The sequence below is a fragment of the Sphingomonas nostoxanthinifaciens genome (genome assembly GCF_019930585.1).
In the GTDB taxonomy this organism is placed as follows: Bacteria; Pseudomonadota; Alphaproteobacteria; order Sphingomonadales; family Sphingomonadaceae; genus Sphingomonas_I; species Sphingomonas_I nostoxanthinifaciens.
Genome location: NZ_CP082839.1, coordinates 3,245,358 through 3,269,094 on the forward strand (window position 1 = coordinate 3,245,358; position 23,737 = coordinate 3,269,094).

19 protein-coding genes and 1 tRNA gene are annotated in these 23,737 nt (G+C 65.0%); 10 read left to right on the plus strand and 10 right to left on the minus strand.

Features of this window, described 5'->3' with window-relative positions; all coding sequences use genetic code 11:
- Positions 1-247 precede the first annotated feature (247 nt).
- Complete coding sequence (locus K8P63_RS15380; RefSeq protein ID WP_223796895.1) at positions 248-3,193, minus strand: TonB-dependent receptor domain-containing protein; 2,946 nt, start codon at positions 3,191-3,193, stop codon at positions 248-250.
- Between the two features lie 102 nt (positions 3,194-3,295).
- Here K8P63_RS15380 and K8P63_RS15385 point away from each other — a divergent pair, with 102 nt between their 5' ends.
- The gene (locus tag K8P63_RS15385; RefSeq protein WP_223796896.1) at positions 3,296-3,970 is read left to right on the plus strand and encodes a hypothetical protein; all 675 of its coding nucleotides are present in this window, start codon (positions 3,296-3,298) and stop codon (positions 3,968-3,970) included.
- Positions 3,971-3,986: 16 nt separating this feature from the next.
- On the opposite strand, the gene K8P63_RS15390 is transcribed toward K8P63_RS15385, so the two are convergent.
- From K8P63_RS15390 to K8P63_RS15400, 3 genes are read right to left on the minus strand one after another with little or no spacing between them, the layout of a single operon-like run.
- The gene (locus tag K8P63_RS15390) at positions 3,987-4,163 is read right to left on the minus strand and encodes a DUF4169 family protein (RefSeq protein ID WP_223796897.1); all 177 of its coding nucleotides are present in this window, start codon (positions 4,161-4,163) and stop codon (positions 3,987-3,989) included.
- Complete coding sequence (locus K8P63_RS15395; protein WP_223796898.1) at positions 4,163-5,032, minus strand: YegS/Rv2252/BmrU family lipid kinase; 870 nt, start codon at positions 5,030-5,032, stop codon at positions 4,163-4,165. The genes K8P63_RS15390 and K8P63_RS15395 overlap by 1 nt, the downstream gene beginning before the upstream one ends.
- Positions 5,033-5,080: 48 nt before the next feature.
- On the minus strand, positions 5,081-5,293 hold the full coding sequence (locus tag K8P63_RS15400; protein WP_223796899.1) for a hypothetical protein: 213 nt from the start codon (positions 5,291-5,293) through the stop codon (positions 5,081-5,083).
- A 225-nt stretch (positions 5,294-5,518) separates the two neighbouring features.
- Here K8P63_RS15400 and hemB point away from each other — a divergent pair, with 225 nt between their 5' ends.
- Positions 5,519-6,514, plus strand: a complete 996-nt coding sequence (gene hemB, locus K8P63_RS15405) for a porphobilinogen synthase (RefSeq protein WP_223796900.1) — start codon at positions 5,519-5,521, stop codon at positions 6,512-6,514.
- 22 nt (positions 6,515-6,536) lie between these two features.
- On the opposite strand, the gene K8P63_RS15410 is transcribed toward hemB, so the two are convergent.
- Positions 6,537-7,016, minus strand: coding sequence for a hypothetical protein (locus tag K8P63_RS15410; RefSeq protein ID WP_223796901.1), 480 nt, complete (start codon positions 7,014-7,016; stop codon positions 6,537-6,539).
- A gap of 148 nt (positions 7,017-7,164) precedes the next feature.
- On the opposite strand from K8P63_RS15410, the gene K8P63_RS15415 reads away from it, so the two are divergent.
- Together K8P63_RS15415 and K8P63_RS15420 are read left to right on the plus strand one after the other, a co-directional pair.
- Positions 7,165-7,241: transfer RNA gene (locus K8P63_RS15415), tRNA-Arg, on the plus strand.
- A 273-nt stretch (positions 7,242-7,514) separates the two neighbouring features.
- A complete protein-coding gene (locus K8P63_RS15420) occupies positions 7,515-9,938 on the plus strand; it encodes an SIR2 family protein (RefSeq protein ID WP_223796902.1) in 2,424 nt (807 codons plus the stop codon).
- A 113-nt stretch (positions 9,939-10,051) separates the two neighbouring features.
- On the opposite strand, the gene K8P63_RS15425 is transcribed toward K8P63_RS15420, so the two are convergent.
- Positions 10,052-11,875 carry a DUF885 domain-containing protein gene (locus K8P63_RS15425; protein WP_223796903.1) on the minus strand — a complete coding sequence of 608 codons (1,824 nt, stop codon included), beginning with the start codon at positions 11,873-11,875 and terminating at the stop codon, positions 10,052-10,054.
- Positions 11,876-12,050: 175 nt separating this feature from the next.
- On the opposite strand from K8P63_RS15425, the gene phnA reads away from it, so the two are divergent.
- The 4 genes from phnA to K8P63_RS15445 all read left to right on the plus strand — a co-directional run bounded on the left by phnA (position 12,051) and on the right by K8P63_RS15445 (position 16,514).
- Positions 12,051-13,340 (plus strand): phosphonoacetate hydrolase, encoded by a 1,290-nt coding sequence (phnA, locus tag K8P63_RS15430; RefSeq protein ID WP_223799843.1) that lies wholly within the window; start codon positions 12,051-12,053, stop codon positions 13,338-13,340.
- A gap of 133 nt (positions 13,341-13,473) precedes the next feature.
- The gene (locus tag K8P63_RS15435; protein WP_223796904.1) at positions 13,474-14,463 is read left to right on the plus strand and encodes an aldo/keto reductase; all 990 of its coding nucleotides are present in this window, start codon (positions 13,474-13,476) and stop codon (positions 14,461-14,463) included.
- An 82-nt stretch (positions 14,464-14,545) separates the two neighbouring features.
- Entirely contained in the window at positions 14,546-15,535 is a 990-nt protein-coding gene (locus tag K8P63_RS15440; RefSeq protein ID WP_223796905.1) for an aldo/keto reductase, read from the plus strand.
- An 85-nt stretch (positions 15,536-15,620) separates the two neighbouring features.
- Positions 15,621-16,514, plus strand: a complete 894-nt coding sequence (locus K8P63_RS15445; RefSeq protein ID WP_223796906.1) for a LysR family transcriptional regulator — start codon at positions 15,621-15,623, stop codon at positions 16,512-16,514.
- Between the two features lie 22 nt (positions 16,515-16,536).
- Here K8P63_RS15445 and K8P63_RS15450 read toward each other — a convergent pair whose 3' ends face one another.
- From K8P63_RS15450 to K8P63_RS15465, 4 genes are all read right to left on the minus strand, one after another.
- Complete coding sequence (locus K8P63_RS15450) at positions 16,537-17,253, minus strand: sterol desaturase family protein (RefSeq protein ID WP_223796907.1); 717 nt, start codon at positions 17,251-17,253, stop codon at positions 16,537-16,539.
- Between the two features lie 144 nt (positions 17,254-17,397).
- Complete coding sequence (locus K8P63_RS15455; RefSeq protein WP_223796908.1) at positions 17,398-17,802, minus strand: group II truncated hemoglobin; 405 nt, start codon at positions 17,800-17,802, stop codon at positions 17,398-17,400.
- 32 nt (positions 17,803-17,834) lie between these two features.
- Positions 17,835-19,004, minus strand: coding sequence for a 5-demethoxyubiquinol-8 5-hydroxylase UbiM (gene ubiM, locus K8P63_RS15460; protein WP_223796909.1), 1,170 nt, complete (start codon positions 19,002-19,004; stop codon positions 17,835-17,837).
- Positions 19,005-19,044: 40 nt separating this feature from the next.
- Positions 19,045-20,379, minus strand: coding sequence for an MFS transporter (locus K8P63_RS15465; RefSeq protein WP_223796910.1), 1,335 nt, complete (start codon positions 20,377-20,379; stop codon positions 19,045-19,047).
- 247 nt (positions 20,380-20,626) lie between these two features.
- Between K8P63_RS15465 and cyoA the strand changes: the two genes are divergently transcribed.
- Positions 20,627-21,718: a ubiquinol oxidase subunit II gene (cyoA, locus tag K8P63_RS15470; protein ID WP_263282649.1), complete on the plus strand. Its 1,092-nt coding sequence runs from the start codon at positions 20,627-20,629 to the stop codon at positions 21,716-21,718.
- A 39-nt stretch (positions 21,719-21,757) separates the two neighbouring features.
- Entirely contained in the window at positions 21,758-23,737 is a 1,980-nt protein-coding gene (gene cyoB / locus K8P63_RS15475; RefSeq protein WP_398287754.1) for a cytochrome o ubiquinol oxidase subunit I, read from the plus strand.

A 23,737-nucleotide genomic window follows, 5' to 3' on the forward strand; every position in this document is an offset into this window, starting at 1 on the left:
TCGGAGCTTCGTTCCGGAGGACACCGCCATGCCCATCCAGACAGCGTAATACTGTGGCGACGGTCATGATGCGAACCCTCCGCTGAACAAGCCAAGCCTAAGGCTCTCACGCGAAATACCACTTTGCAAGCGGAATTGTTCCGTTTTTGTTCGATCACGAGGCCACGAGCTCGCCCGAGCTCGTGGCCCATAAGAAAAGGGCGGGCCGCTTGCGCGACCCGCCCCGATCTTACGCTTTGCTCGCTTCTTAGAAGCGGGCCGATGCCGAGACGAAGAAGTCGCGACCCAGCACGTCGTAGGTACCCGGATAGGTATTCGACTGCTGCTGGTTGCCGCCGAGAAGCTGCGGCGTCTTGTTGGCGACGTTGTTGACGCCGGCGCTGACCTGGAAATGGTCGGTCAGGTCGGCGGTCACGGTCACGTCGAACTTGTCGTACGACTTGAGCCGGTTGACGAAGAACACCGTCGAGCTGTCGTTATACGCCTCGCCGAGATGCTCCCAACGGCCGTTAAGCGTGACCGGGCCATTCTGCCACGTCAGCTGGCTGTTGATCTTCCAGTGCGGCTGCGGATCGCCGCAGGTGAGGCCGAAGTGGCCCGCGCAATGGACGGTCTGCAGACCAGCAATCGCCTGGATGTCGAAATGCTGGGTCCAGGTCGCGAGAACCCGGGCATTCAGGCGGCTCTGCGAGACGCCGATGCCCCAGTTGAGCGGCTGGGTATAGTCAGCCCCGATATCGACGCCGGTCGTCTTGTAGAAGCCGAGGTTCGCCTGGGTCTCGAACACCGCATATTGCTGGCCATTGGCCCCGGTGCTGCCGTCGATCACGCCCGTCGAAGGGTTGCGATGGATCAGCTGACAGATCGGGCTGCTCGCACTCTGAATGACGTTGTAGCAGAGGTTCAGAATGTTCGCGACGCCGCCGCCGCCCGCTGCGATCGCGTTCTTCACGTCGATGTTGAAGTAATCGGCCGTGAAGTTGAGGCGCGGGATCCAGTGCGGACGAATGACTGCACCATAGGTGTAGGAGGTCGAATTCTCCTGCTGCAGGTTCGGATTGCCGCCGGTGATGCCGCCGATCTGCGCGTTCGGTGCCAGCGCGATGCCGGTGCCGACGTTCGCTGCCGGCACGCCGGTCGCGATGCAGAGTGCGTTGAGCGTAGCGTTGCTCTTTGCCGAAGCGACAGCGCAGGGATCGCTCGCCTGAGCCGAGTCCTGGCCGGCACCGCCGTACAGCTCGCCGACGTTAGGTGCACGGATGGCCTTCGAATATTGACCGCGGAAGGTGATGTCCTTGATCGGCGCGTATTCGGCACCGAAGGCGTAGGTCCACACGCCGCCGACGGCGCCGAGCGAATACTTCGAGTAACGCGCGCGGGCATCGAACTCGAGCCGTTCGATGAACGGCTTGTGGGCGATGACCGGAACGCTCAGCTCGGAGAAGACTTCCTTGACGTTGTAGCCGCCTGCGGTCGGCTTGGCGGCGTTGAAGCCGACCACGTCACCCGAAGCGAGCGCGGTATCGGGGATGAACTGGCTGTGCATCGCACGCCACTCGCCACCGACCACCAGCGCGACGTCGTCCGCGCCCCAACCGAAGTTGAACAGCTTGCCCTGGGTCGTGATGTTCGCGACTTCGAGGGTCGAGATGTCGCCATTCTGCGCCTGGATGGCGATCTGGCTGGCCATCGCCGGGGTGAGCGAGCCGGCGCCGAACAGATCGAGCGATCCATCGAGCAGGCCAGCCTGGATCGCGCGCTGCGACAGGTTGCCCGACTGCACTTCGGCATTACGCGTCCGCGAGTACATGTAGGACGCGTCGTAGGTCCATCCGAGCGCGATATCGCCCTTCAGGCCGCCCAGGATGCGGTAGGCGTTGCGATCGTCATGGTTCTGACGAAGGCCGACTTCCAGCGTACGACGGTTGGTGCTCAGCGCGACCAGACCCGGCGTGATCGTGTACGTCGTGCCGCTGGCGCTGGTGACCTTGAGGCCGACAGACTTATCCGCATTTACGACTGCCGCCTGCGCGTTGCCGATCGCGGTCAGCGTGGCGAGATCCGCCGCGCTCAGATACTTGCCTTCATTGGCAAGGTTGTAGACGTAGTTGCCGCCGAACGGGCTGGCCGCGAGGCTGGCGTCGACGCGGTTGTTGACGAAGCTGACCTGCATGTAGGCGGTCGCGTGCGAGTCGATCTCATACTCGCCATAGCCGCCCATCAGCCAGCGCTCTTGCGGCACCATCAGATAGTTGGACGGTGCGTAGTTGTACGCATCGGTGCTGACATAGGGACGCGACGTGCCACCGACCGTGGGGAAGATCGCGCCCGAGGTGCCGCTGGCGAAGTTGGTGCCCGCGCTCAGCGATGCGTCGCCGAGTGCTACGAAGCGGCCTGCGGGAACGAAGCCCGAACCACCGCCGACCAGTCCGGTCTTCGTGGCGTTCTCCAGCAGCGCGAGGCGCGTGTAATCACGCTCATTCTGGAAGATTGGGTTACGCTTGTAATATTCGCCGTAGATCGTGATGTGGCCCTTGCCCTCGGCGAACTCGGTGCCCAGGGCAGCGTGCGCGTCGAAGCGGGGACCATCACCCTCGCCGGTCAGATTGTACTGCGCGCCGACTTCGACACCCTGGAGATTGTTCTTCAGGCGGAAGTTGACGACGCCCGCGATCGCGTCCGAACCGTACACGGCCGATGCACCGCCGGTCACGACGTCCACGCCCTGCAGCAGGAATTGCGGGATCGTGTTCAAGTCGACCGTCTGCGACGTGTCATAGGACATCCAGCGCTTGCCATCGACCAGCACCAGCGTGCGCTGCGACTTCAGGCCGCGCAGGTTGAGCGTGGAGACGCCGCCGCCCGGATTGTTCGAGAAGGCCGTGCTGCCCGGAATGACCTGCGGCAGTGCATTCAGCACCTGCTCGACGTTGACCTGACCCGACTGCTTGAATTCGGCGTCGGAAACGACGGCGAGCGGGGCCGGCGTGTCGAGATCACGGCGCGCGATGCGTGAACCGGTGACGACGATTTCGCCGCCCGCAGTCGGTGCGCCGCCTGCGGCGTCACCCGGCAGGGTCGAAGCCGGAGCATCCTGAGCAAAAGCCGGCGCGGCGAACACCAGGCCGATCGCCAGCGACATCGCGCTGGCGCCGCCGGCGCTCCGTGCAAGGAAGGTAGAAGATTTCGACACAGTCGGGTCCCTTTTCTCGAGGCGGCGGGATCGGCGCCGCTTCCTGACCGCTCCGGCGGGGAATCTGCGTCCCCCGGCCGTTGCGGCATGTGCAAGTGATGCATGATCGCCGAATGCGCTGTAAAGCTGCTGTTAATCCGGCGGTATACGATACTCGTTCGCTGTCGCACAATTGCCACACAGTGTGGCTTGGGAAGGTTTGTGACGTCTATGTTGCCCATGGGTTGGAAGAATGTTGCGCAGTGGTCGATGCTTATCGGCGTTTTCACCCTCGTTACGGAGGGCGTGGCGACCGCTGCGGCGCCCGCCGACGAGACGCCGCCGATGGTGCGCAAGCTGCTGGATTGCCGTACGATTGGCGAAAATGCGGCGCGGCTCGCCTGCTTCGATGCACAGGCTGGCGCAGTCGCCGATGCGCTGAAAAACCGCGATCTGGTCGTCGCCGATCAGCCGCAATTGCAGAAAGCGCGGCGATCGCTGTTCGGACTGTCGATCCCGATCCTCGACACGCTCGTCAGCGCCAAGCCCGGCGATCACGCCCCGCGCGTCGAGGAGGGCGAATCGGAGATCAACGCCACGATCGCATCGGCCTCGCAGGGGTATGGCGGCTGGACGATCGTGCTCGACGATGGTGCGCGCTGGGTCCAGATCGATACGCAGCAGCTGCCGCGCGACCCGAAGCGGGGCATGCCGGTGCGCATCCGCAAGGCAGCGATGGGAAGCTATATGGCGAACGTCGATCGGATGATCGCGATGCGGGTGAAGCGCCAGAACTGACGCCGTGCGGGCGGGCTCAGTCCTCGATGCGGTGGCCGTCGAGCCGCTGTTCGGCGCGCGCGGCTTCAGCCTCCGTGGCGGAGCGATCGGCTTTGGTGCGGCCGTGGCGCGCGCGATTGGCGGTGGCGTGCGCGGCCGCTTCCGCGCGATCGCGCGCCTTGCGGGCGCGGCGCAGGTTGACGATCTCGGCCATCAGGCGGGCACCACCATGCGGATCGCGCGCGGCGCCACGCGCGCCATCACCGGCGTGCGGCACAGCACCTCGCCGTCGATCGAGATGGGGAGCGGCGGATCGGTTTCGATCCTGAACGCGCGCCCGCGAAACTCGCGCACCGTGCCGCGCGCTTTGTCCGGTCCCAGCAAGGTCAAGCCCCAGCTCCACAGCAGTTTAGCGCGCGCAGTGCCGACCACCGCCTGCACGACGATCTCGCCATTATCGACGCGCGTGTCCACCAGTTCGGCGCCGCCATGGAAGCGGCCATTGGCGATCCGCACCTCCAGCGCGTCGATCGTCTCGCCGTCGACGGTGAGCCGGAAGGGGCGGAAGCGTGTCATCTGCAACGCGGCCCAGGCGAGGTAGCCGGGCCGGCCGAGCCATTTCTTGAGGCCGTGCGGCACCGTCTCGGCGATCAGCGGCGAAATGCCGATCGCCGCGCAATTGGCGAAATAATCGCCGTCGATCACGCCCAGATCGATCGGGCGCACGCGCCCGCGCGCGATCACGCCCACCGCGCCGGCGATGTCGAGCGGGATGCCGAGCGTGCGCGCGAAGCTGTTGGCGGTGCCGAGCGGCAGCATCGCGAACACCGTATCGGTGCCGACGACATGATCGACCGACGACGAGATCGAGCCGTCGCCGCCGCCGACGATCACCATCGGCGGCGCGCCCGCGACCGCCGCCTTGACGGCATCGGGCAGGTGCCTGGGATCGTCCACCGCCTCGGCCGAGGCGAGGACGATGCCCTGATCTCGGAGCAGGCGGCAGGCGTCGCGGAACGCCGCCTGGCCCTTGCGCGACTTGGCGTTGACGACCAGCGCGGCGGTGCGGGGTGGAGCGCTCACGCGAGGGAAACGCGCGGCGCCGGTTGCAGGGCCCGCGCGCCGATCGCGTCAGGCGAGCAGGCTGGTCGCCTGTCCCGACAGCGCCTGATAGGACAGGTAGCTGACGATGATGAGCGCCGCCGCGAAGCTGAACGACATGATGCCCCAGCCGAACATGTTGAGCATGGCCGAATTGCGCCGCGCCTGGCGGCGATTGCTGCTGACGCTCGACAAAATGAAGCTGACGAGCACACCGTAGGTCAAAGCGGCAAATTCAAACATCGGGCGCGATCCCTCGGGTCGGTCGGCGGGTTAACCGGGCGATGGTTAACAGGACGGCCCTAGCAATGCGTTAATGCTGCATTGCACGCAAACGCGGCCGCCGCTTTTTTCGCTCCGCTGGCCGCAGGATGGAACGATATGGTGCCCGACGCGTTGCCGCGCGCCTTCTTACGTCCATGTCCTCGCCTGTTTCGCCCGCCGCGCGCGGGGTCTATGCAGCCGCCGATGACCCACGCCCCCTACCCCGCCTTGCGGCTCCGCCGCACCCGCGCCACCGCCTGGAGCCGGGCGATGGTCGCCGAACATGTGCTGACCCCCGCCAACCTGATCTGGCCTTTGTTCGTGACCGAGGGGAGCGGGGTCGAGGAACCGATCGCCACGCTGCCCGGCGTGTCGCGCTGGTCGGTCGACGGCATCGTGGCGCGGGCGCGCGAGGCGGCGGCGCTCGGCATCCCCTGCCTCGCTCTGTTTCCGAACACGCCCGCGCATCTGCGCAGCGCGCGCGGCGAGGAAGCGCTCAACCCCGACAATCTGATGTGCCGCGCGGTGCGCGCGATCCGCGATGCCGTGCCCGATATCGGCATCCTCACCGACGTCGCGCTCGACCCCTATACCGCGCACGGCCATGACGGGCTGGTCGACGCGCAGGGCCGCGTGCTCAACGACGCGACGATGGAGCTGCTGGTCGAGCAGGCGCTGGTGCAGGCGCGCGCGGGCGCGAGCATCATCGCGCCGTCCGACATGATGGACGGCCGCGTCGGCGCGATCCGCTCGGCGCTGGAGGCCGAAGGCTTTCACGACGTGCAGATCATGGCCTATGCCGCCAAATATGCCTCGGCTTATTACGGCCCGTTCCGCGATGCGGTCGGCTCGCGCGGACTGCTGAAGGGCGACAAGCGCGGCTATCAGATGGATCCGGCCAATGCCGAGGAGGCGCTGCGCGAGGTCGCGCTCGATCTTGCCGAAGGCGCCGACACGGTGATGGTCAAGCCCGGCCTGCCCTATCTCGACATCGTCCGGCGGGTGAAGGAACGGTTCGAGGTGCCGGTGTTCGCCTACCAGGTGTCGGGCGAATATGCGATGCTGGAGGCCGCGGTCGCGGTCGGCGCGGGCGAGCGCGACGCGCTGGTGCTGGAGACGCTGCTGGCGTTCCGCCGCGCGGGCTGCTCGGGCGTCCTCACCTATCACGCATTGCACGCCGCGCGCCTGCTCGCCGGATGAAGCGGCGATCGGCGCTGCGCGGTTAGCGCAGGCGCCGCTGCAACGCCTCGATCGCGGCCGCCTGCGCGGCGTCCATCGCCGCCAGCTGCTTCACCGTCGCGTCGATCAGCGCGCGATTGGCGGTGCCGGCGGCGCCCGGCTCCTGCCGCAGCGCATCGACCTGCGCGTTGATGTCGTGGACCGGGCCGCGCGCGACCACGAGCGCGGACAATTCCTGCTGCGCGACCGTCCACGCCTCGCTGCCGGCCGGCGCCCCCCTGGCGGCCGCGACCGCCTTTTCGGTCGTCGCACGACGCGCATCGAACGCGCGCTGGCTGTCCTCGGCCGTCGCGACGAGCGCTTCGACCCGGCCGGCGAGCGTGGGATCGAGCGGCGTTTCGGTTTCGCTGGCCGGCGCGGGCAATTCGACCGGCTGCGCCTCGACCGGCCGCAGCGCGAGCGACGGCGCGCCGACCGTGCCATGGCAGGCCGTCACCAGCGCGATCGGGGCGACGAGGAGCAAGCGGCGTATCATGCCGGCGCTGTAGAGCCTGATCGTTATCGGTGGAAGCGCCGCGCGCCTGCCCCGGAACGCCAAATCCGGCACGCACGAAAGTGTCGCAATACGGGGTTGCGCCCCGCAACGCCCTCGACTAGGGGGAGCGTCCCAGGCGCCCGTAGCTCAGCTGGATAGAGCATCAGACTACGAATCTGAGGGTCGGGCGTTCGAATCGCTCCGGGCGCACCAACATTCTCTCGCTAATGTCAGTGACTTAGCTAACGTCGGTTTTTCGACGTGTGGGGCATAAGTCTGCCCTGACAGCAAATAAGTAGCAGTGAGCCTGCGAGCACAAGGGTTCACCCTTTTTGCGGTGAATTTCCTCCGAAGCTGCCCCGCCACATTGCTTTCCTAGTTTTTAGCATTTTGGGTTGGGGCGCTGAGCGGTGATTGTTGCGCTTATTAGCATTGCTCCCTGAAAGCGTACGAGTACACATCTTCGGTGCGTTGGGGAGAGGGGTAATGGAGCTACATGACGCCGTGCGCATCGCCTTTGACGGAGATGCGGTGTTGTTCGCCGGAGCCGGGCTCTCGTTTCTCTCCAAGACCGCGGACGACACGGAGCTTCCTGCGGGTAATGCGCTGAAGGACATCCTTCTTGATCAGCCCTTAGGAACTGGATCACCTCATCCTCTCGACCGAGTGGCTGGTCACGCTGTCCGCACGCGCGGCGTAGATTGGGTATTTGAAACACTTAAGGCGAGCCTCACCGTCTCCAAAGTGGACGATCGTCTGTCAAGACTTTACAACCTACCTTGGCGACGCATTTACACTACGAACTATGATAACGCAGCGGAGCTTTGCCGCAAGGGCAATTACCCAGAGTCTTCTCTCACGATCGATGACGAGGTTTCCCGGTCAAAGCCCGGCTCAGTTGTGCATCTAAACGGTTCTATTGCGAGCGTCGGTCCAGAAGATCTGCAAGCCGGCTTGGCGCTCACAGATCTATCCTACGCCACATCAAGGCTTACTAGCTCTGACTGGTTCCGCCTATTCCTTCGGGATCTAAAGACGGCAAGGGCCATTATCTTCGCGGGCTATAGTCTGTATGATCTCGACATCGCGAGGGCCCTTATCGAAGACGAGACGCTCGCCCGCAAAGTCCTTTTCTTCGTGTCCCCAGGCGCGGATACGATCGAACTAGGCACGATGTCACAATATGGTCACGTAATCGACGGCGGCGTTTTCACGCTGACTAAAGCTATCGCGGAGGTCTTCGACAATTACGAGCCTCGCACGACGGCCCGTGCGTTTGTGGCTCTTGAGGAAGTCAAAGTTGCTGAGGCTGAAAACCGGGACACGAATGCGCAAAAGCTGTATCAGCAGATGGTCTACGGTCGCCTTCAACAAACGGAGTACCTACAGGAAGACTCAGTTTTTGGAATGCAGCCATATCTAGTTACGCGCCAGCAAGATCGGGATGCTGTTTCGGCCATTCAGAGGGGCCCTTGGCGAGACGTACTATTTCTCGGCGAAATTGCGTCCGGGAAGACGGCAAGTTGCCTAGTCCTTGCCAAATATTTGATCGCTACCGGTTATCGCGTTTATTATGCCCGACGCTCAGCGAGTCTCATCGACGAACTTGGCACTTTGGCGCGAAGCGGAGAGAGAGCAGCCGTTATATTCGAGGACTATGCATCCCTCACGGCAGAGGTTCGGGAATTCGTCTCACTCCGCAAGCAGGAGCAGCGGGTAGTTCTTACGGCGCGCTCTGTTTCTCATGAGTTGATATCAGACTTTCTCGAGAAAACTGCGCATCTAGGCCCGGTATATGAAATCATATTAGACCGAATTGATCAGTCTGATGCCGATCAGTTCGAAGCCCTTGTAAATTTCGGAGGGTTTTGGGGAGATAAAGCTGGCGCTAACCCCGCCGCTAGAAAGCGCATAATTACCGATGTTCTTCAAGGATCGCTGTATAAGCTCCTTTTGGAAGTCATAGAGTCCGAAAAGGTTCAAGCAGATGTTAGCGCGTTGTTGGCCCCTTTAAGGCCAGACAGACGGGCACTCAAGCTGTTCATGTCATCCTTCATAGTCAACGTATTAGGACTAGAGTTTTCTATTAACGACTGGCAAACGGTTTTTGAAGCTCAGTGGGTCAGGCGAATCATGCGAACCTATTCAGAGCAGGTAAAGAATTTTTTGAATGTTCGGGGAGATACTATTTTTCCTCGCGCGGGCGTTCTTAGCGCCCATATTTTAAAGACATTTTCAGAGGATGAACTCGTGAGAGAATGCCTCGTCGATCTTTACGAGCGCGCGATAAAGGGAGAGTCAACTGATGAGGACTTTAAATCTCTACGATTTAAGTTAACACGATACGGTTCTATCGAGCCATTATTCGGCGGAGCAGGAAAGTCTGCCAATATCTCGCGCTACTATGACGAAATACGGGTATTCGGTGGGACAGAGAATAACCCGGACTACTGGCTTCAAGTTGGAATTGCAGCAACCATACACGGCGACTTGCCTAAAGCAGGAAAGGCTTTCCAGAACGCTTACTCGCGGGAGCGAGCCAAGAAGAGACCGAACACAAAGAAAATCGATAATTACTACTCACGCTATGAGATGCACGTTGCGATTGCCGAGTCCGATCCAACGGAAGCTTTCAAGACGTTTACGCGCGCAAGCGAGCAACTCAAGAAGCAAATGTTTATGGAAACTGATAGACATTACCCGTATAAAACAGGTCGTCATTATACAGATGTTGCCGCCAAACACTTTAGTCGCTGGACGGACGAACAGAAGCTGAGCTTTATCAAAAATACAGATGAGATACGTGATCGGGCTTATGAATGGAATAAGAAGAGAAATGAATTCAGTGTTGATGTGGAAGTCTTAATTCGCGAGACGACAATACTTCTTGATCGACTTAGGACAGCGTGACCACTAATGCCGCAGGAAAGCCACGCACGAGGTCGCGCCAGCGCGGCCCAACATTGATCAGAGCGCGTGCCGTCATGTCCGCCGATGCGAGCAGCGTAGCTGACATTATCACCTTACTTCCGTGCCGCGATCCAGCTGTCCACGCGTCGCTCGAGAATCGGTAGCGGCAAAGATCCCGAGCCGATCAGCAGATCGTGGAAGGCGCGGATGTCGAACTTGGGGCCCAGCGCCTGCTCCGCGCGGTGGCGCAGCTCCATGATCTTGAGCATGCCGATCTTGTAGCCGGTCGCCTGCCCCGGCAGCGTGATGTAGCGGCGCACCTCCGACCGCGCCTGATCGGGCGAGGCCCGGCCGGTCGCGATCATGTAATCGATCGCCTGCTGCTCGGTCCAACCCTTGGCGTGGATGCCGGTATCGGTCACGAGGCGCGCCGCGCGGAACAGCTCGGCTTCCAGCCGCATGAAGTCGCTGGCGAGATCGGGATAGGCGCCCATCTCCTTACACAGCGCCTCGGAATACAGGCCCCAGCCCTCGCTGAACGCGACGTAGCGGGCGGTCGCGCGGAACTTCGGCCCGGCGCTCTGGCGCACCTGGATGTCGCCCTGCGTCACATGCCCCGGCACGCCTTCGTGGCACATCAGGTCGACCATCGCGTCGGGGGACGGATCATCGGTGGTGCCGAGCAGATGGACGTAGACGCGGCCGGGCCGCGATCCGTCGCGGCTGGCCCCGGATGCGTGCGCGGCGCCGCCGGCGACCTCGCTGAACGACGGCTCGCGCACCACCTCCATGCGATAGGCGGGCAATTGTCCGAAGAATTTGGGCAGCAGCGTGCGGTTGTGCGCGAGGACGGCATTGGCCTTGGTCAGATAATCGGCGCGCAACGCATCGGTCCACGGGACGGGCGGAAAGCGCCGTTCGCGATCGGCATAATAAGCCTGGCGATCCTTGAAGCCCGCCTGCCGCGCGAGCGTGTCCTGCTCGCCCTCGATCCGCTTCACCTCGCTCAGCCCGATCTGGTGGATCTGGGCGGCGGTGAGATCGGTCGTGGTGTTAAGCTTGAGCGCCGCCGCATAATAATCGGCGCCGCCGGGCAGCGTGATCGCGCCGACCTTCCCGCTCGGCGCCGACGCAAGGTCGCTCTCCGCCCAGCCGATCACGCGATCATAAGCCGGCTTGATCGTGAGCAAAGCGGCGCGCGTGTCCGCGAGCAACGCCTGCGCCTCGGCTGCCGAGACCGTCCCGCCCGCCTGCAGCCGCGCGACCTTGGCCTGGGCATCCGCCCACAAGGGCGAGGCAGGACCATTGTCGAACGGCGCGCCGGTGACGATCGCGCGGCTGCCCGCGATGACGCGCTCGATCTCGAACTTCGGCGCGTGGATGCCGGCGGCGTCCGACGCCCGGCTCTGCGCGATCGCCTCGTCCAGCACGGCGGGGATCGCACGCAGCCGCGCCGCATAAGCGCGCATGTCGCCGGCATCCTTCACCACGTGGGTGTTGATGAGGAAGTTCGGCAGCTGCGAATGGGCCGAGTAGAGGAACGAGTAGAAAGGCGGCGCCCAGCGGCGATAGCGATAGGCGAGCTCGGCGCGATCCAGCTCGAGCGCCCAGATGTCGTAATTGACCTGCGCATCGAGCGACAGTTTCGACCGATCGAATTGCGCCTTCATCCGCGCGACGCTGGCGCGGCGCCATTCGAGCTGGCGGAGCCGGGCAGCATCGCTGTTATCGTCGAGCTTGTCCTCGCCCTCCTTCATGCCGAGCTGGGTCGCGAGTTGCGGCTGCTGGCGCAGCTGCTCGGCAAATTCCTGGTCGAGAAAGGCGTAGAGGCGCGCATCCTCGGACGATTGCGTCGCTGCCGGCGCCTGCGCGGCAGTGGCGAACGAAGGTACGGCAAGCGCAAGCGCGCCGGCGGCGCCCAGCCAGATTCTCGACATGTGATTTCTTCCCTTCGCCGGGCAGCCTAATGGCGCCTACGCATGGGGTGAAGGGGGTTGTGGTCCCTTGCCCTTTCCGGCTTCCCGCTGGCACATGATGCGCGCGCCGGATCCCCCTGGCGCGCCAATGTCGGAGCTGCGCTTGGACCGGGTGACGAGACGCGCCTTTGTGGCAATGGCGGCCGCCGCGAGCGCTTCGGTGCGCGCGGCCATGCCGGCCGGGCAGATTACGGTGAACGGCCGCAGCTATAAGCCGCCGCGCCGGCCGACGGTGGCAATCTGCGTCGACGGATTCGACCCGGCTTACCTGCAGCAGGGGCTGAAAGACGGCATCCTGCCCAACATGGCGCAGTTCGTGCGCCACGGCTTCGCCGCCACGGCGCGCGGCGTGATGCCGAGCTTCACCAACCCCAACAATACCTCGATCCTGACCGGCACGGTGCCGGCGGTGCACGGCATTTCGGGCAATTATTATCTCGATCGGCGCACCGGCAAGGAGGTGATGATCACCGATGCCAGCGCGCTGCGGTGCGAGACGATCCTCGGCCGGCTGTCGCAGGCGGGCGTCCGCGTCGCAGGCGTCACCGCCAAGGACAAATTGCGCGAGATCATCGGCTATCGGATGAAGGACGGCATCGTCTTCTCGTCGCAAAAGGCCAAGGATGCGACATTGGCCAATGCGGGGATCGACAATGTCGAGGCGCTGGTCGGGCGCAAGACGCCCGATCAATATGATCCCGATCTCTCATATTTCGTGCTCGATGCCGGCGCGCGGCTGATCGAGCGGCGCGCGGCCGACCTGCTCTATCTGTCGCTGTCCGACGTGATCCAGCACAGCTACGCGCCCGGCGAGCCCGAGGCGAATGCGTTCATGACCGAGATCGATCGGCGGATCGGGCGGTTGGTCGAACTAAACGCAGTCGTGGGCGTCACCGGCGATCACGGCATGAACGACAAGTCGCGGCCGGACGGCACGCCCAACGTGATCTGGCTGGAGGACGTGCTCAACGCGCGCTTCGGCGCGGGCGCGGTGCGCGTGATCTGCCCGATCACCGATCCGTTCGTGCGCCACCACGGCGCGCTCGGTTCGTTCGTCCGTGTCTATCTGCGCGGGGACCAAAGCAGGATCGCCGCGATGATGGCGACGACGCGCGCACTGGACGGGGTCGAGCTGGTGCTGACCGGCGCGGAGGCGGCGCGCCGCTTCGAGACGCCGCCGGAATATGAAGGCGACTTCACGGTCGTCGCGAACACCCATGTCGTGATCGGCTCGTCGGCGGTGCTTCACGATCTGTCGGGGCTGAAGGGCCGGCGGCTGCGCTCGCATGGCGGCCTGTCTGAACAGCATATGCCGTTCCTGCTGTCGGAGCCGCTGACGCCGGCATATGCCGCCAAGGCGCGGCGGACCGAGGTTCGCAATTTCGACGTCTACGATTATCTGCTGAACGGTATCGCGGCCGCCTGACGGGATGCCGCGGGCGATTGATGAGCCTGCGATATAGCTTCATGCAGAAGAACCGGCCTAATGCGCCGGGCGATCCTGCCTATCTCCTCGCCTGAGATGACGTGCCCATGGCGCGCCGAGCAGGAGACAGAATATGCAGCAGCGTGAACTCGGAACGAGCGGCCTGAAGGTCTCCGCCATCGGCTTCGGCTGCATGAGGCTCAACTTCAGCTACGGCCACGCGCTGAGCACCGAAGAGAGCGTCGCATTGATCCGTCAGGCGGTCGAGCGCGGCGAGAATTTCTTCGACACCGCCGAGGTCTACGGCCCCTATACCAACGAGCAGGTCGTCGGCGAGGCGCTGAAGCCGGTACGCGATCAGGTCGTGATCGCGACCAAGTTCGGCTTCAACATCGTCGACGGCAAGATGGCGGGAATGAACAGCCGCCCCGAGCAGATCAAGGCGGTGGCGGATGCCTCGCTCAAGCGGCTGGGCATCGAGCAGATCGACCTGTTCTACCAGCATCGCGTCGACCCGAACGTGCCGATCGAGGACGTCGCCGGCGCGGTGAAGGAGCTGATCGAAGCGGGCAAGGTCAAGCACTTCGGGCTGTCCGAGCCGGGCGCCGCCACCGTCCGCCGCGCGCACGCCGTGCAGCCGGTGACCGCGCTGCAGAATGAATATTCGCTGTGGACGCGCGAGCCCGAGACCAACGGCATCTTCGACGCGTGCGAGGAGCTCGGCATCGGCCTCGTCGCCTACAGCCCGCTCGGCAAGGGCTTCCTGACCGGCGCGATGGGCAAGGACAGCAAGCTCGCCGACAACGACTTCCGCAAGGGCCTGCCGCGCTTCACCGCCGAAGCGATGGCGAAGAACGAGGCTCTGGTCGATCGCATCAAGGGCATCGCCGATCAGAAGCAGGCGACGCCCGCGCAGGTCGCGCTCGCGTGGATCCTCGCGCAGAAGCCGTGGATCGTGCCGATCCCCGGCACCACCAAGCTAAGCCGCTTCGAGGAGAATATCGCGGCGGCCGAGCTGGCGCTGTCGTCGGACGACTTTGCCGCCATCGGCGAGGCGCTCGCGGCGATCCCCGTCGAGGGCGAGCGTTATCCCGAGCATCTGATGGCGACCACCGGCCGCTGACATCGGCGCGGCGATTTCGGGCGGGCGCTGTCGCCCGCCCGTTTCGTCGATCCCGCCTCCACACCGAACGACTGGAGAAAGAATGCAGATGCGGACCCTCGGCGGCCTGACCGTCTCCGAACTCGGCTTCGGCACCATGAGCTTCGCAGGCGTGTACGGCGCAGCGGCCGACAAGGCGGAATCGATCCGCGTCATCCGTGGTGCCCACGAGCAGGGCGTGACGCTGTTCGACACCGCCGAAGCCTATGGCCCCTTCACCAACGAGGTGCTGGTCGGCGAGGCGCTCGCGCCGATCCGCGACGAGGTGATCGTCGCCACCAAGTTCGGCTTCAACATCGACAATGCGACGGGCGAGCGCCAGCCGGGCCTGAACAGCCGGCCCGATCATATCCGCCGCGCCGTCGACGGCATGCTGAAGCGGCTGAACATGGACAAGATCGACCTGCTGTATCAGCATCGGGTCGACCCCGAAGTGCCGATCGAGGAGGTCGCCGGGCTCGTCGGCGAGCTGATCGCCGCCGGCAAGGTCGGCCATTTCGGACTGTCCGAGGCGGCGGCCGGCACCATCCGCCGGGCACATGCGGTGCAGCCGGTGACCGCGATCCAGAGCGAATATTCGCTGTGGACGCGCGAGCCCGAGCCCGAAGTGCTGCCGCTGTGCGAGGAACTCGGCATCGGCTTCGTGCCGTGGAGCCCGCTCGGCGCCGGCTTCCTGACCGGCAAGATCGACGCCCGCACCCATTTCGAGGCGGGCGACTTCCGCGCTTACTCGCCACGCTTCCAGCCGGAGGCGATGGCGGCGAACCAGGCGATCGTCGATCTGATCGCGCAGATCGCGCACGCCAAGGCCGCGACCCCGGCCCAGATCGCCCTGGCGTGGCTGCTCGCGCGCAAGCCCTTCATCGTCCCGATTTTCGGCACGCGCCGGCTCGATCGCGTGACCGAAAATCTCGGTGCCGCCAGCGTCAGCCTCACGGATGACGATCTGAGCGAGATCGAACGGGCGACGTCGATGATCGACATCGTCGGCGCGCGCCTGCCCGAAGCCATCCTGCAGCATTCCTACCGCTGAACCGTCCGCCGTACCGGCGGACATGGCACAGGTGCCATGTCCGTAGGCGCTGGAATTGAGGTGAGCCCATGTCTAGGGCTCATCAATGCAGCGCGAAGATCTGGTCGACCTCAACGCCTTCATGGCCGTCGCGGAGGAGAGGAGCTTCACCCGCGCCGCGGCGAAGCTCGGCACCTCGCAATCCGCGCTGAGCCATACGGTGCGGCGGCTGGAGACCCGCCTTGGCGTGCGCCTGCTGACGCGCACGACTCGCAGCGTGGCCCCGACCATGGCGGGCGACCGTCTTCTCGCCACGCTCGTGCCCGCGCTGGACGATATCGGAGCCGAGCTCGCTTCGCTGAGCGACCTGCGCGACCGGCCTGCCGGGACGATCCGCATCACCGTGTCGGAGCACGCCGCCACGACGATCCTGTGGCCGGTGCTGGAACGTTTCCTGCCCGAATATCCCGATGTCCACGTCGAGCTGAGCGTCGATTCCGCGTTTACCGATATCGTGTCCGATCGGTTCGACGCCGGCGTACGCCTGGGGGAGGCGCTGGCCAAGGACATGATCGCCGTCCGTATCGGGCCGGAGCTGCGCATGGTGGTGGTCGGCTCGCCCGACTATCTCGCGCGCAATCCGGCGCCCGCGACGCCGCAGGATCTGCAACGCCATAAGTGCATCAATCTCAGGATGCTGAGTGCCGGCGGCCTCTATGCGTGGGAATTGGAGAGCGACGGGCGCGAGGTTCGTGTGCGCGTCGATGGGCAATTCACCTGCAACAATACGCGGATGATCGCGCAGGCCGCTGCGGCCGGACTCGGACTGGGGTTCGTGATGGAGGACGCGGTCGCGGCGCAGCTTGCGGACGGCCGACTGGTGCGCGTGCTGGAAGATTGGTGCCCGCCATTTGCGGGATATCATCTCTATTATCCCAGCCGTCGCCAGCCTTCGGCGGCCTTCGCTCTGCTGGTGGAGGCGCTACGATATCCGGGCTGAAGCGCGCGCCGCGCGCTACGGCTCACCGGCGCCGAGAGGAACCGCGGCGGCCGGGGTGGCCGACCGCGACGCCGCCCGAACGGCGCGCGACCCACGGATAAGCGCGCGCCACGTCCTCGGTATAGCCGAGGTTGAATACCGTCGGGCTTTTGGCCGGCCGCTGCGTGCGCGTGTAGAGCGTGCCGAACAGGCGATCCCACGCGAAGTTGGTGATGCCGAAATTGCCGTCCTCGTCGTGGAAATGATGTTCCATATGGCGCACCTTCATCGTCGCCAGCCATTTCAGCCGCGGCTTGTAGGTAAGGTGCTGGATGCAGTGGAAGAATTCGTAGAAGCAGGTGCACAACAGCCCCGTCGCGAACCCGATCGCCGCGCCGCCGACGCCCCCGATCGCATAGCCCGGGAGCGCCGAGACGAGGAGCAGCATCGGCACCGTCGTGTAGAGCGCGCCGAACAGCACCTCCAGATGATGCGGATCCTGATGATGATCGTAATGGATGCGCTTCCAGATGCCGGCCAGCGCAGGCACCTTGAACATCCAGTGACAGTGCAGCACCCAACGGTGCAGCACATACCAGATCAGCGGATAGGCGAGCACGATCAGCGCGATCGTCGCGGCGGTCGGAAGCGCGGCGGCCGGATGCCAGGAATAGATGCCGATCGCGACGCCGGTAAGCGCCAGATAGGCGACGATCGCATGATGCTGGAAATACGCCACCACCAACTCGCGAAACGTCATGCGATCCAGATGATGTGATCGCGTCCAGAAGGAGCCCTTGGTCGCCGCTTGCACGCCGTCATCCCGTCCGATGTTGAAGCCATCCGCCTAGCAGCGCGGCGGCCGCGCCGGTTTGACCGCGATCAACCATTCCGACGGACACCGTCAGCGCGGAATCATGCCGTTCGCCATGCCCAGGAACGCTTGCTGCATCTGGCGGCCGAGCGCCGGCTCGATGCGGTTCTCCGCCAAAGCGCGGCTCATCGCATGGACCCACTGTGCGGCGGTGCGCTGCGTCACGTCCATCGCGCGATGCGCGGACATGATGCACCTGCCCGGCCGCTCCTCGAACCACGTCCGCGGGCCGCCAAGCCATGCGGACAAGAACTCGGTCAGCGAGACGCGGATGGGCAGCAGATCGGGCGCGTGCATGGCCCGAAGCTCGGCATATTCGGGCTCCTGCTCGATCAGATCGTAGAAACGATTGGCGATGGCGGCGATGCCGCTGGCGCCCCCGGCGCGATCGTACAAGCTGGTGGCGGGATCGCGGGCGGCGGGCGCGTCGGTCACGGATATGGTCTCCAAACGGGGAGCGGAACGGATCAATGCTGCATGAGCAGGCCGGTCACCGTCCTGCGCACGAGCGGAAGGCGTGCGCCGGCGCGCAGCGTCGCGTGGCGCACGATGCGGGCAGCCGGGCGCTCGTCGGTATAGAGGCGGACCAGCAGGTTCGTCGCCGTGTAGAGCGGGCGCGTCGCCAGCCGGTGCGTCGTTTCGTACCGACGCAGCAGACTGGACGATGCGATGTCCCCGCCATGCGCCGCCGCCGACGCGACGAGGCGGGCGAGCGTCGCCTGCCCCGTCAGGCCGAGATTGAAGCCATGCGCGGTGACGGGGTGCATCCCCACCGCCGCATCGCCGATCAAAGCCGCGCGGGGGGCGGCGAAGTGGCGCGCATAGGTCGTCACCAGCGGATAGACGTGCGGTCCCTCCGCCAGCGTCATCGCACCGAGCCGGCCGTCGAAGCGGCGCGTGATCTCGCGGCCGAACGCCGCGGCGTCGAACGCCGCGATACGCTCGATCTCGGACGCGGGCAGCGTCAGCACCGCCGAGGACAGACGCCCGGCGAGCGGCAGCATGGCGATGGTCTGGTCGCCCCCGAACCATTCGGTCGCGATCCCGTGATGATCGCGTTCGTGCGCCATGCGCGCCACCATCATCGAACGCCCGGTGCGGTTCACTTCCGCCGCGATGCCGAGCTGGTCCCGTACGGCCGACATGCGCGAATCGGCGGCGACGAGCAGCCGCGCACCGATGGCGCGGCCGTCGGCCAGCTGCACGGTCACGCCGGCCCGGTCGCGCGCGACCGATGCGACGCTCGCCCCCGTCATCAGCTCGAGCCCAGGCTGACCCTCGACCGCCTGGAAGAGCGCGCGCCGGATGCAATTGTTCGGCACCAGCTGGCCCAGCCGATCATCGCCGCTCGCGGCAGGGTCGAACGCCAAGGCAAAGCGCGACGCGCCGTTGAGCACCCGCGCCGCGCGCAACGGCGCGATATCGTCCGCGCGAAGGCGCTGCCACGCCCCCAATTCTTCCAATATCCGCGCCGAACGATGGGTCAGCGCGATCTCTCGCCCGTCGCTCGCGGGCTCCGAAAGCGCGGCGAGCGGCTGGCGCTCGACGATCGCGATCCGGAGCCCGCGCCCCCGCAGCGACCGTGCGAAGGCGAGCCCCACCGGGCCGCCGCCGACCACGACCACATCGAAACGCATTGAAACCTCCAGCCCGGCCGGCAGATCGGAAGGCGACGCTTCAGTTCGCCTTGAGCGCCCAATTGCGGTTGAGGCGGAGCGCCGCCAGCGTGCAGAGCGCGCCGAACAGGAGGTAGGCGCCGACCGAGAACAGCCCGAAGTTGCTCGCCAGCAGCAACGCCACCAGCGGGGCGAAGCCAGCGCCGATGAACCACGACGCGGTCGCCGTGGTGCCCGCGCCGGTATAGCGATGCTTGGGCGAGAAGCTGCCGTTGATCGCGCCGGACGACTGGCCGAACGACAGGCCCAGCAGGACGAAGCCGAGCATCATGTAGGTCCATTCGCCCGAGGGCCCCTGGCCGAGCAGCAAGGGCGCGAAGCAGGCGAAGATGCCGATCAGCACGGCGGAGCTGCCGAGCAAAGTGCGGCGGCCGATCAGGTCGGCGATCACGCCCGACAGCGCCACCGCGACGAGCCCGACGACCGCGCCGACCAGCTCGATCATGAGGAAGTGGGTGGCGGGCTCCTCCGAGTGGAGCACGACCCACGACAGCGGAAACACCGAGACGAGGTGGAACATCGTGAAGCTCGCCAGCGGCGCGAACGCCCCCAGGACGACCGTACGCCCCTCTTCGCTGAACAACGACGACACCGTCGACGGGCGCAGCTCGCCATTCTCGTACAATTCCTCGAATTCGGGCGACGAGATCAGCCGCAGCCGGGCGAAGAGCGCGACGACGTTGATCACGAACGCCACGAAGAACGGATAGCGCCAGCCCCAATCGAGGAAGTCGGCGGTGCCGAGCTCCTTCAACAGGAAAGCGAAGACCGCCGTGGCGACGAACAGGCCGACCGGCGCCCCCAGCTGCGGGATCATCGCATACCAGCCCCGGCGCTCCGCCGGTGCGTTGAGCGAGAGCAAGGACGGCAACCCGTCCCACGTCCCTCCCTGCGCGAAGCCCTGTCCCATGCGGAACAAGGCGAGCAGGACAGCGGCCAGGCTGCCGATCTGGGCATAGCCGGGCAGGAAGGCGATCGCCGCGGTGCTTCCGCCGAGCAGGAACAATGCGAGGGTCAGCTTGACCCCGCGACCGTGCTTGCGATCGAGCTGCAGGAACAGCAGCGCGCCGAACGGCCGGGCGACGAATGCGAGCGCGAAGATCGCGAAGGAATAGAGCGTGCCGGTCAGCGCATTCACATAAGGGAAGATCAACGACGGGAACACGAGGACCGAGGCGATCGCATAGACGAAGAAGTCGAAGAATTCCGACGACCGACCGATGATGACACCGACGGCGATGTCGCCCGCGCCGACATGATGGCCGCGCGCATCGATCAGCCGGGCGTCGCGCTCCATCGACGTGGAGTTCCCCGCGCTTAGGGTCTTGGCTACCATCCCGTCCTGTCCTCCCGGCCGACCCGGTGGGGTCGACGACGTGCGATCGCGTTGAAACGCGCCAATGTGGCACGCCATATGCCGGTCGATCTACGCCGCGGCAGCGGCCGCGCCTTTGACTCAGATCAAATGCCGGCGGCCTGGGTCGGGCTAGCTGGCTCGCATGCGCAACGCAGCACCCCCTTTTGCCCGATGGGCCCTACGCCTGCCACTCCTCGCTCTGCCGGCCCTGCTCGGCGGATGCGACATGGTGGTGATGAACCCCACCGGCGATGTCGCCCTGCAGCAGCGAAACCTGATCCTGCTATCGACCGGGGTCATGCTGCTGATCATCATGCCGGTGATCGCGCTGACGATCCTGTTCGCGTGGCGCTACCGGCGCGGCAATCCGAACAAGGTCTACGACCCCGGCTTCGATCATTCGACGACGCTGGAACTGGTGATCTGGGTGTGCCCGCTGATGATCATCATCGCGCTGAGCGCGGTGACCTGGACGAGCACCCACCTGCTTGATCCGTTCCGGCCGCTCGCGCGGATCGCGCCGGGGAGGCCGATCCCGGCGGGCACCAAGCCGCTCGAGGTGGACGTGGTCTCGCTCGACTGGAAATGGCTGTTCATCTACCCCGAGCAGGGCATCGCCACGGTCAACGAGCTCGCGCTTCCGGTCGATCGACCGGTCAGCTTCAAGATCACCTCCGCGAACCAGTTCAGCACCTTCTACGCGCCGACCATGGCGGGCATGATCTACGTGATGCCGGGGATGCAGTCGCAGCTCCACGCGGTGGTCAACAAGCCGGGCGAGAGCTGGGGCTATTCGGGCAACTATACCGGCGCGGGGCACACCGACAATCGCTTCAAGCTGCGCGCCATGGAGCCCGGCCAGTTCGGCCAGTGGGTCGCCCAGGTGAAGGGCAGCGGCCAGAGCGCGCTCGAACCGGCCAGCTACCTGGTGCTCGAGAAGCCCAGCGAGAAGGTGCCGGTGATGCACTTCGCCTCGGTCGCGCCCGGCCTGTTCGACCGCGTGCTCAACCGCTGCGTCGCCCCCGGCACGCCGTGCATGGTCGACGTGATGCGCCACGACATGGCGCGCGGCGGGGCCGCGCCCGTGGGCGAGCATGGCATGATGCCGCCGGGCCGCGACACCACGCCCGCAAACGAGCCCAAGCCGACGCCCGCACTCGAAAAGGCTCCGGCCGACAAGGGTACGGGCCCCAACGTCACCAAGCCCGCCGAGCCTGGTCCCCCGGGCGCGAAGAAGCCCGGTGACCCGCGCAACCGGGATCTTTCCACAATCGTGCCCCTCCACGCCCCCGGCGCCCCCCGCGCCGCCCGGGCCTGATCGCCAGCCGTCAGGGTAATCATGACAGACAGCAGCCTTATGAAGACGATCTTCGGACGTCTCTCCTGGGAATCATTCCCCTTCCACGAGCCGATCCTGCTCTGGACGTTCATCGTCGTCTCGTTGCTGGGGCTCGGCGTCGTCGGCGCGATCACGCGCTTCCGGCTCTGGGGCTATCTCTGGAGCGAATGGTTCACGAGCGTCGATCACAAGAAGATCGGCATCATGTACGTCGTCCTCGGCATCATCATGCTGCTGCGTGGCTTCTCCGACGCGCTGATGATGCGGGCGCAGCAGGCGGTCGCGTTCGGGTCGAACCACGGCTTCCTGCCGCCGCACCATTATGACCAGATCTTCACCGCGCACGGCACGATCATGATCTTCTTCGTGGCGATCCCGCTGGTGGTGGGCCTGATCAACTTCGTGATGCCGCTGCAGATCGGGGCGCGCGACGTCGCCTTCCCGTTCCTCAACAATCTCAGCTTCTGGCTCACCGTCGCGGGTTCCGTGCTGGTGATGATCTCGCTGTTCGTCGGCGAGTTCGCGCGGACCGGCTGGCTGTCCTACGCACCGCTCGCCGAACTGGCCTACAGCCCCGATACCGGCGTCGATTATTATCTATGGTCGCTGCAGATAGCGGGCGTGGGCACGACGCTGTCCGCGATCAACATGGTCGCCACGATCATCAAGATGCGCGCGCCCGGCATGACGATGATGAAGATGCCGGTCTTCTGCTGGACCGCGCTCTGCTCCAACGTGCTCGCCATCGCCATCTTCCCCGCGCTGACCGCCGCTTTCTTCCTGCTGCTGCTCGACCGCTACATCGGCACCAACTTCTTCACCAACGCGCTCGGCGGCGCGCCGATGATGTACTGGAACATGGTGTGGATCTGGGGCCACCCCGAGGTCTACGTGCTCGTCCTGCCGGCCTTCGGCATCTATTCGGAGATCACCTCGACCTTCACCGGCAAGAGCCTGTTCGGCTATTCCTCGATGGTCTACGCCACGGTGGTCATCACGATCCTGTCCTACCTGGTGTGGCTGCACCACTTCTTCACCATGGGCGCAGGCCCCAGCGTCAACAGCTTCTTCGGCATCGCCACGATGGTGATCGCGATCCCGACCGGCGCGAAGATCTTCAACTGGCTGTTCACCATGTATCGCGGCGACATCCGCTTCGAGCTGCCGATGATGTGGGTGCTGGCGTTCATGATCACCTTCGTGGTCGGCGGCATGACCGGCGTGCTGCTGGCGATCCCGCCCGCCGACTTCGTCCTCCACAACTCGCTGTTCCTTGTCGCCCACTTCCACAACACGATCATCGGCGGCGTGGTGTTCGGGCTGTTCGCCGGCATGGTCTACTGGTTCCCCAAGGCGTTCGGCTTCAAGCTCGACAAATTCTGGGGGCATGTCGCCTTCTGGGGCTGGGTGCTCGGGTACTGGATCGCGTGGACGCCGATCTACATCGTCGGCCTGATGGGCACGACCCGGCGCGTGAACCACTTCGACGACGCCAGCCTGCAACCCTATTTCATCGTCGCCGCGATCGGCGCGCTGGTGATCCTGGTCGGCATCCTCGGCTTCGTGATGAGCATCGTCATGGGCATCGTGAAGCGCGACAAGCTGCGCGACACCACCGGCGATCCGTGGGACGCCCGCACGCTGGAATGGTCGACCACGTCGCCACCGCCCGCCTACAACTTCGCCTTCACGCCGGTGATCCACAATCTCGACGCGTGGTACGACATGAAGCGCCGCGGTTACGAGCGTCCGGCCGGCGGCTACCGCCCGATCCACATGCCGCGCAACACCGGCGCGGGGATCATCCTGGCGGGGCTGGCGATGGTGCTGGGCTTCGCGATGGTCTGGTACATCTGGTGGCTCGCCGCGCTGAGCTTCGCCGGCCTGCTCGTCGTGGCGATCGGCCACACCTTCAACTTCAAGCGCGACTATTTCATTCCGGCCGACGAAGTGGCCCGGACGGAAAGCAAGCGTGCCCAGCTCGTCGCGGGAGCCTGA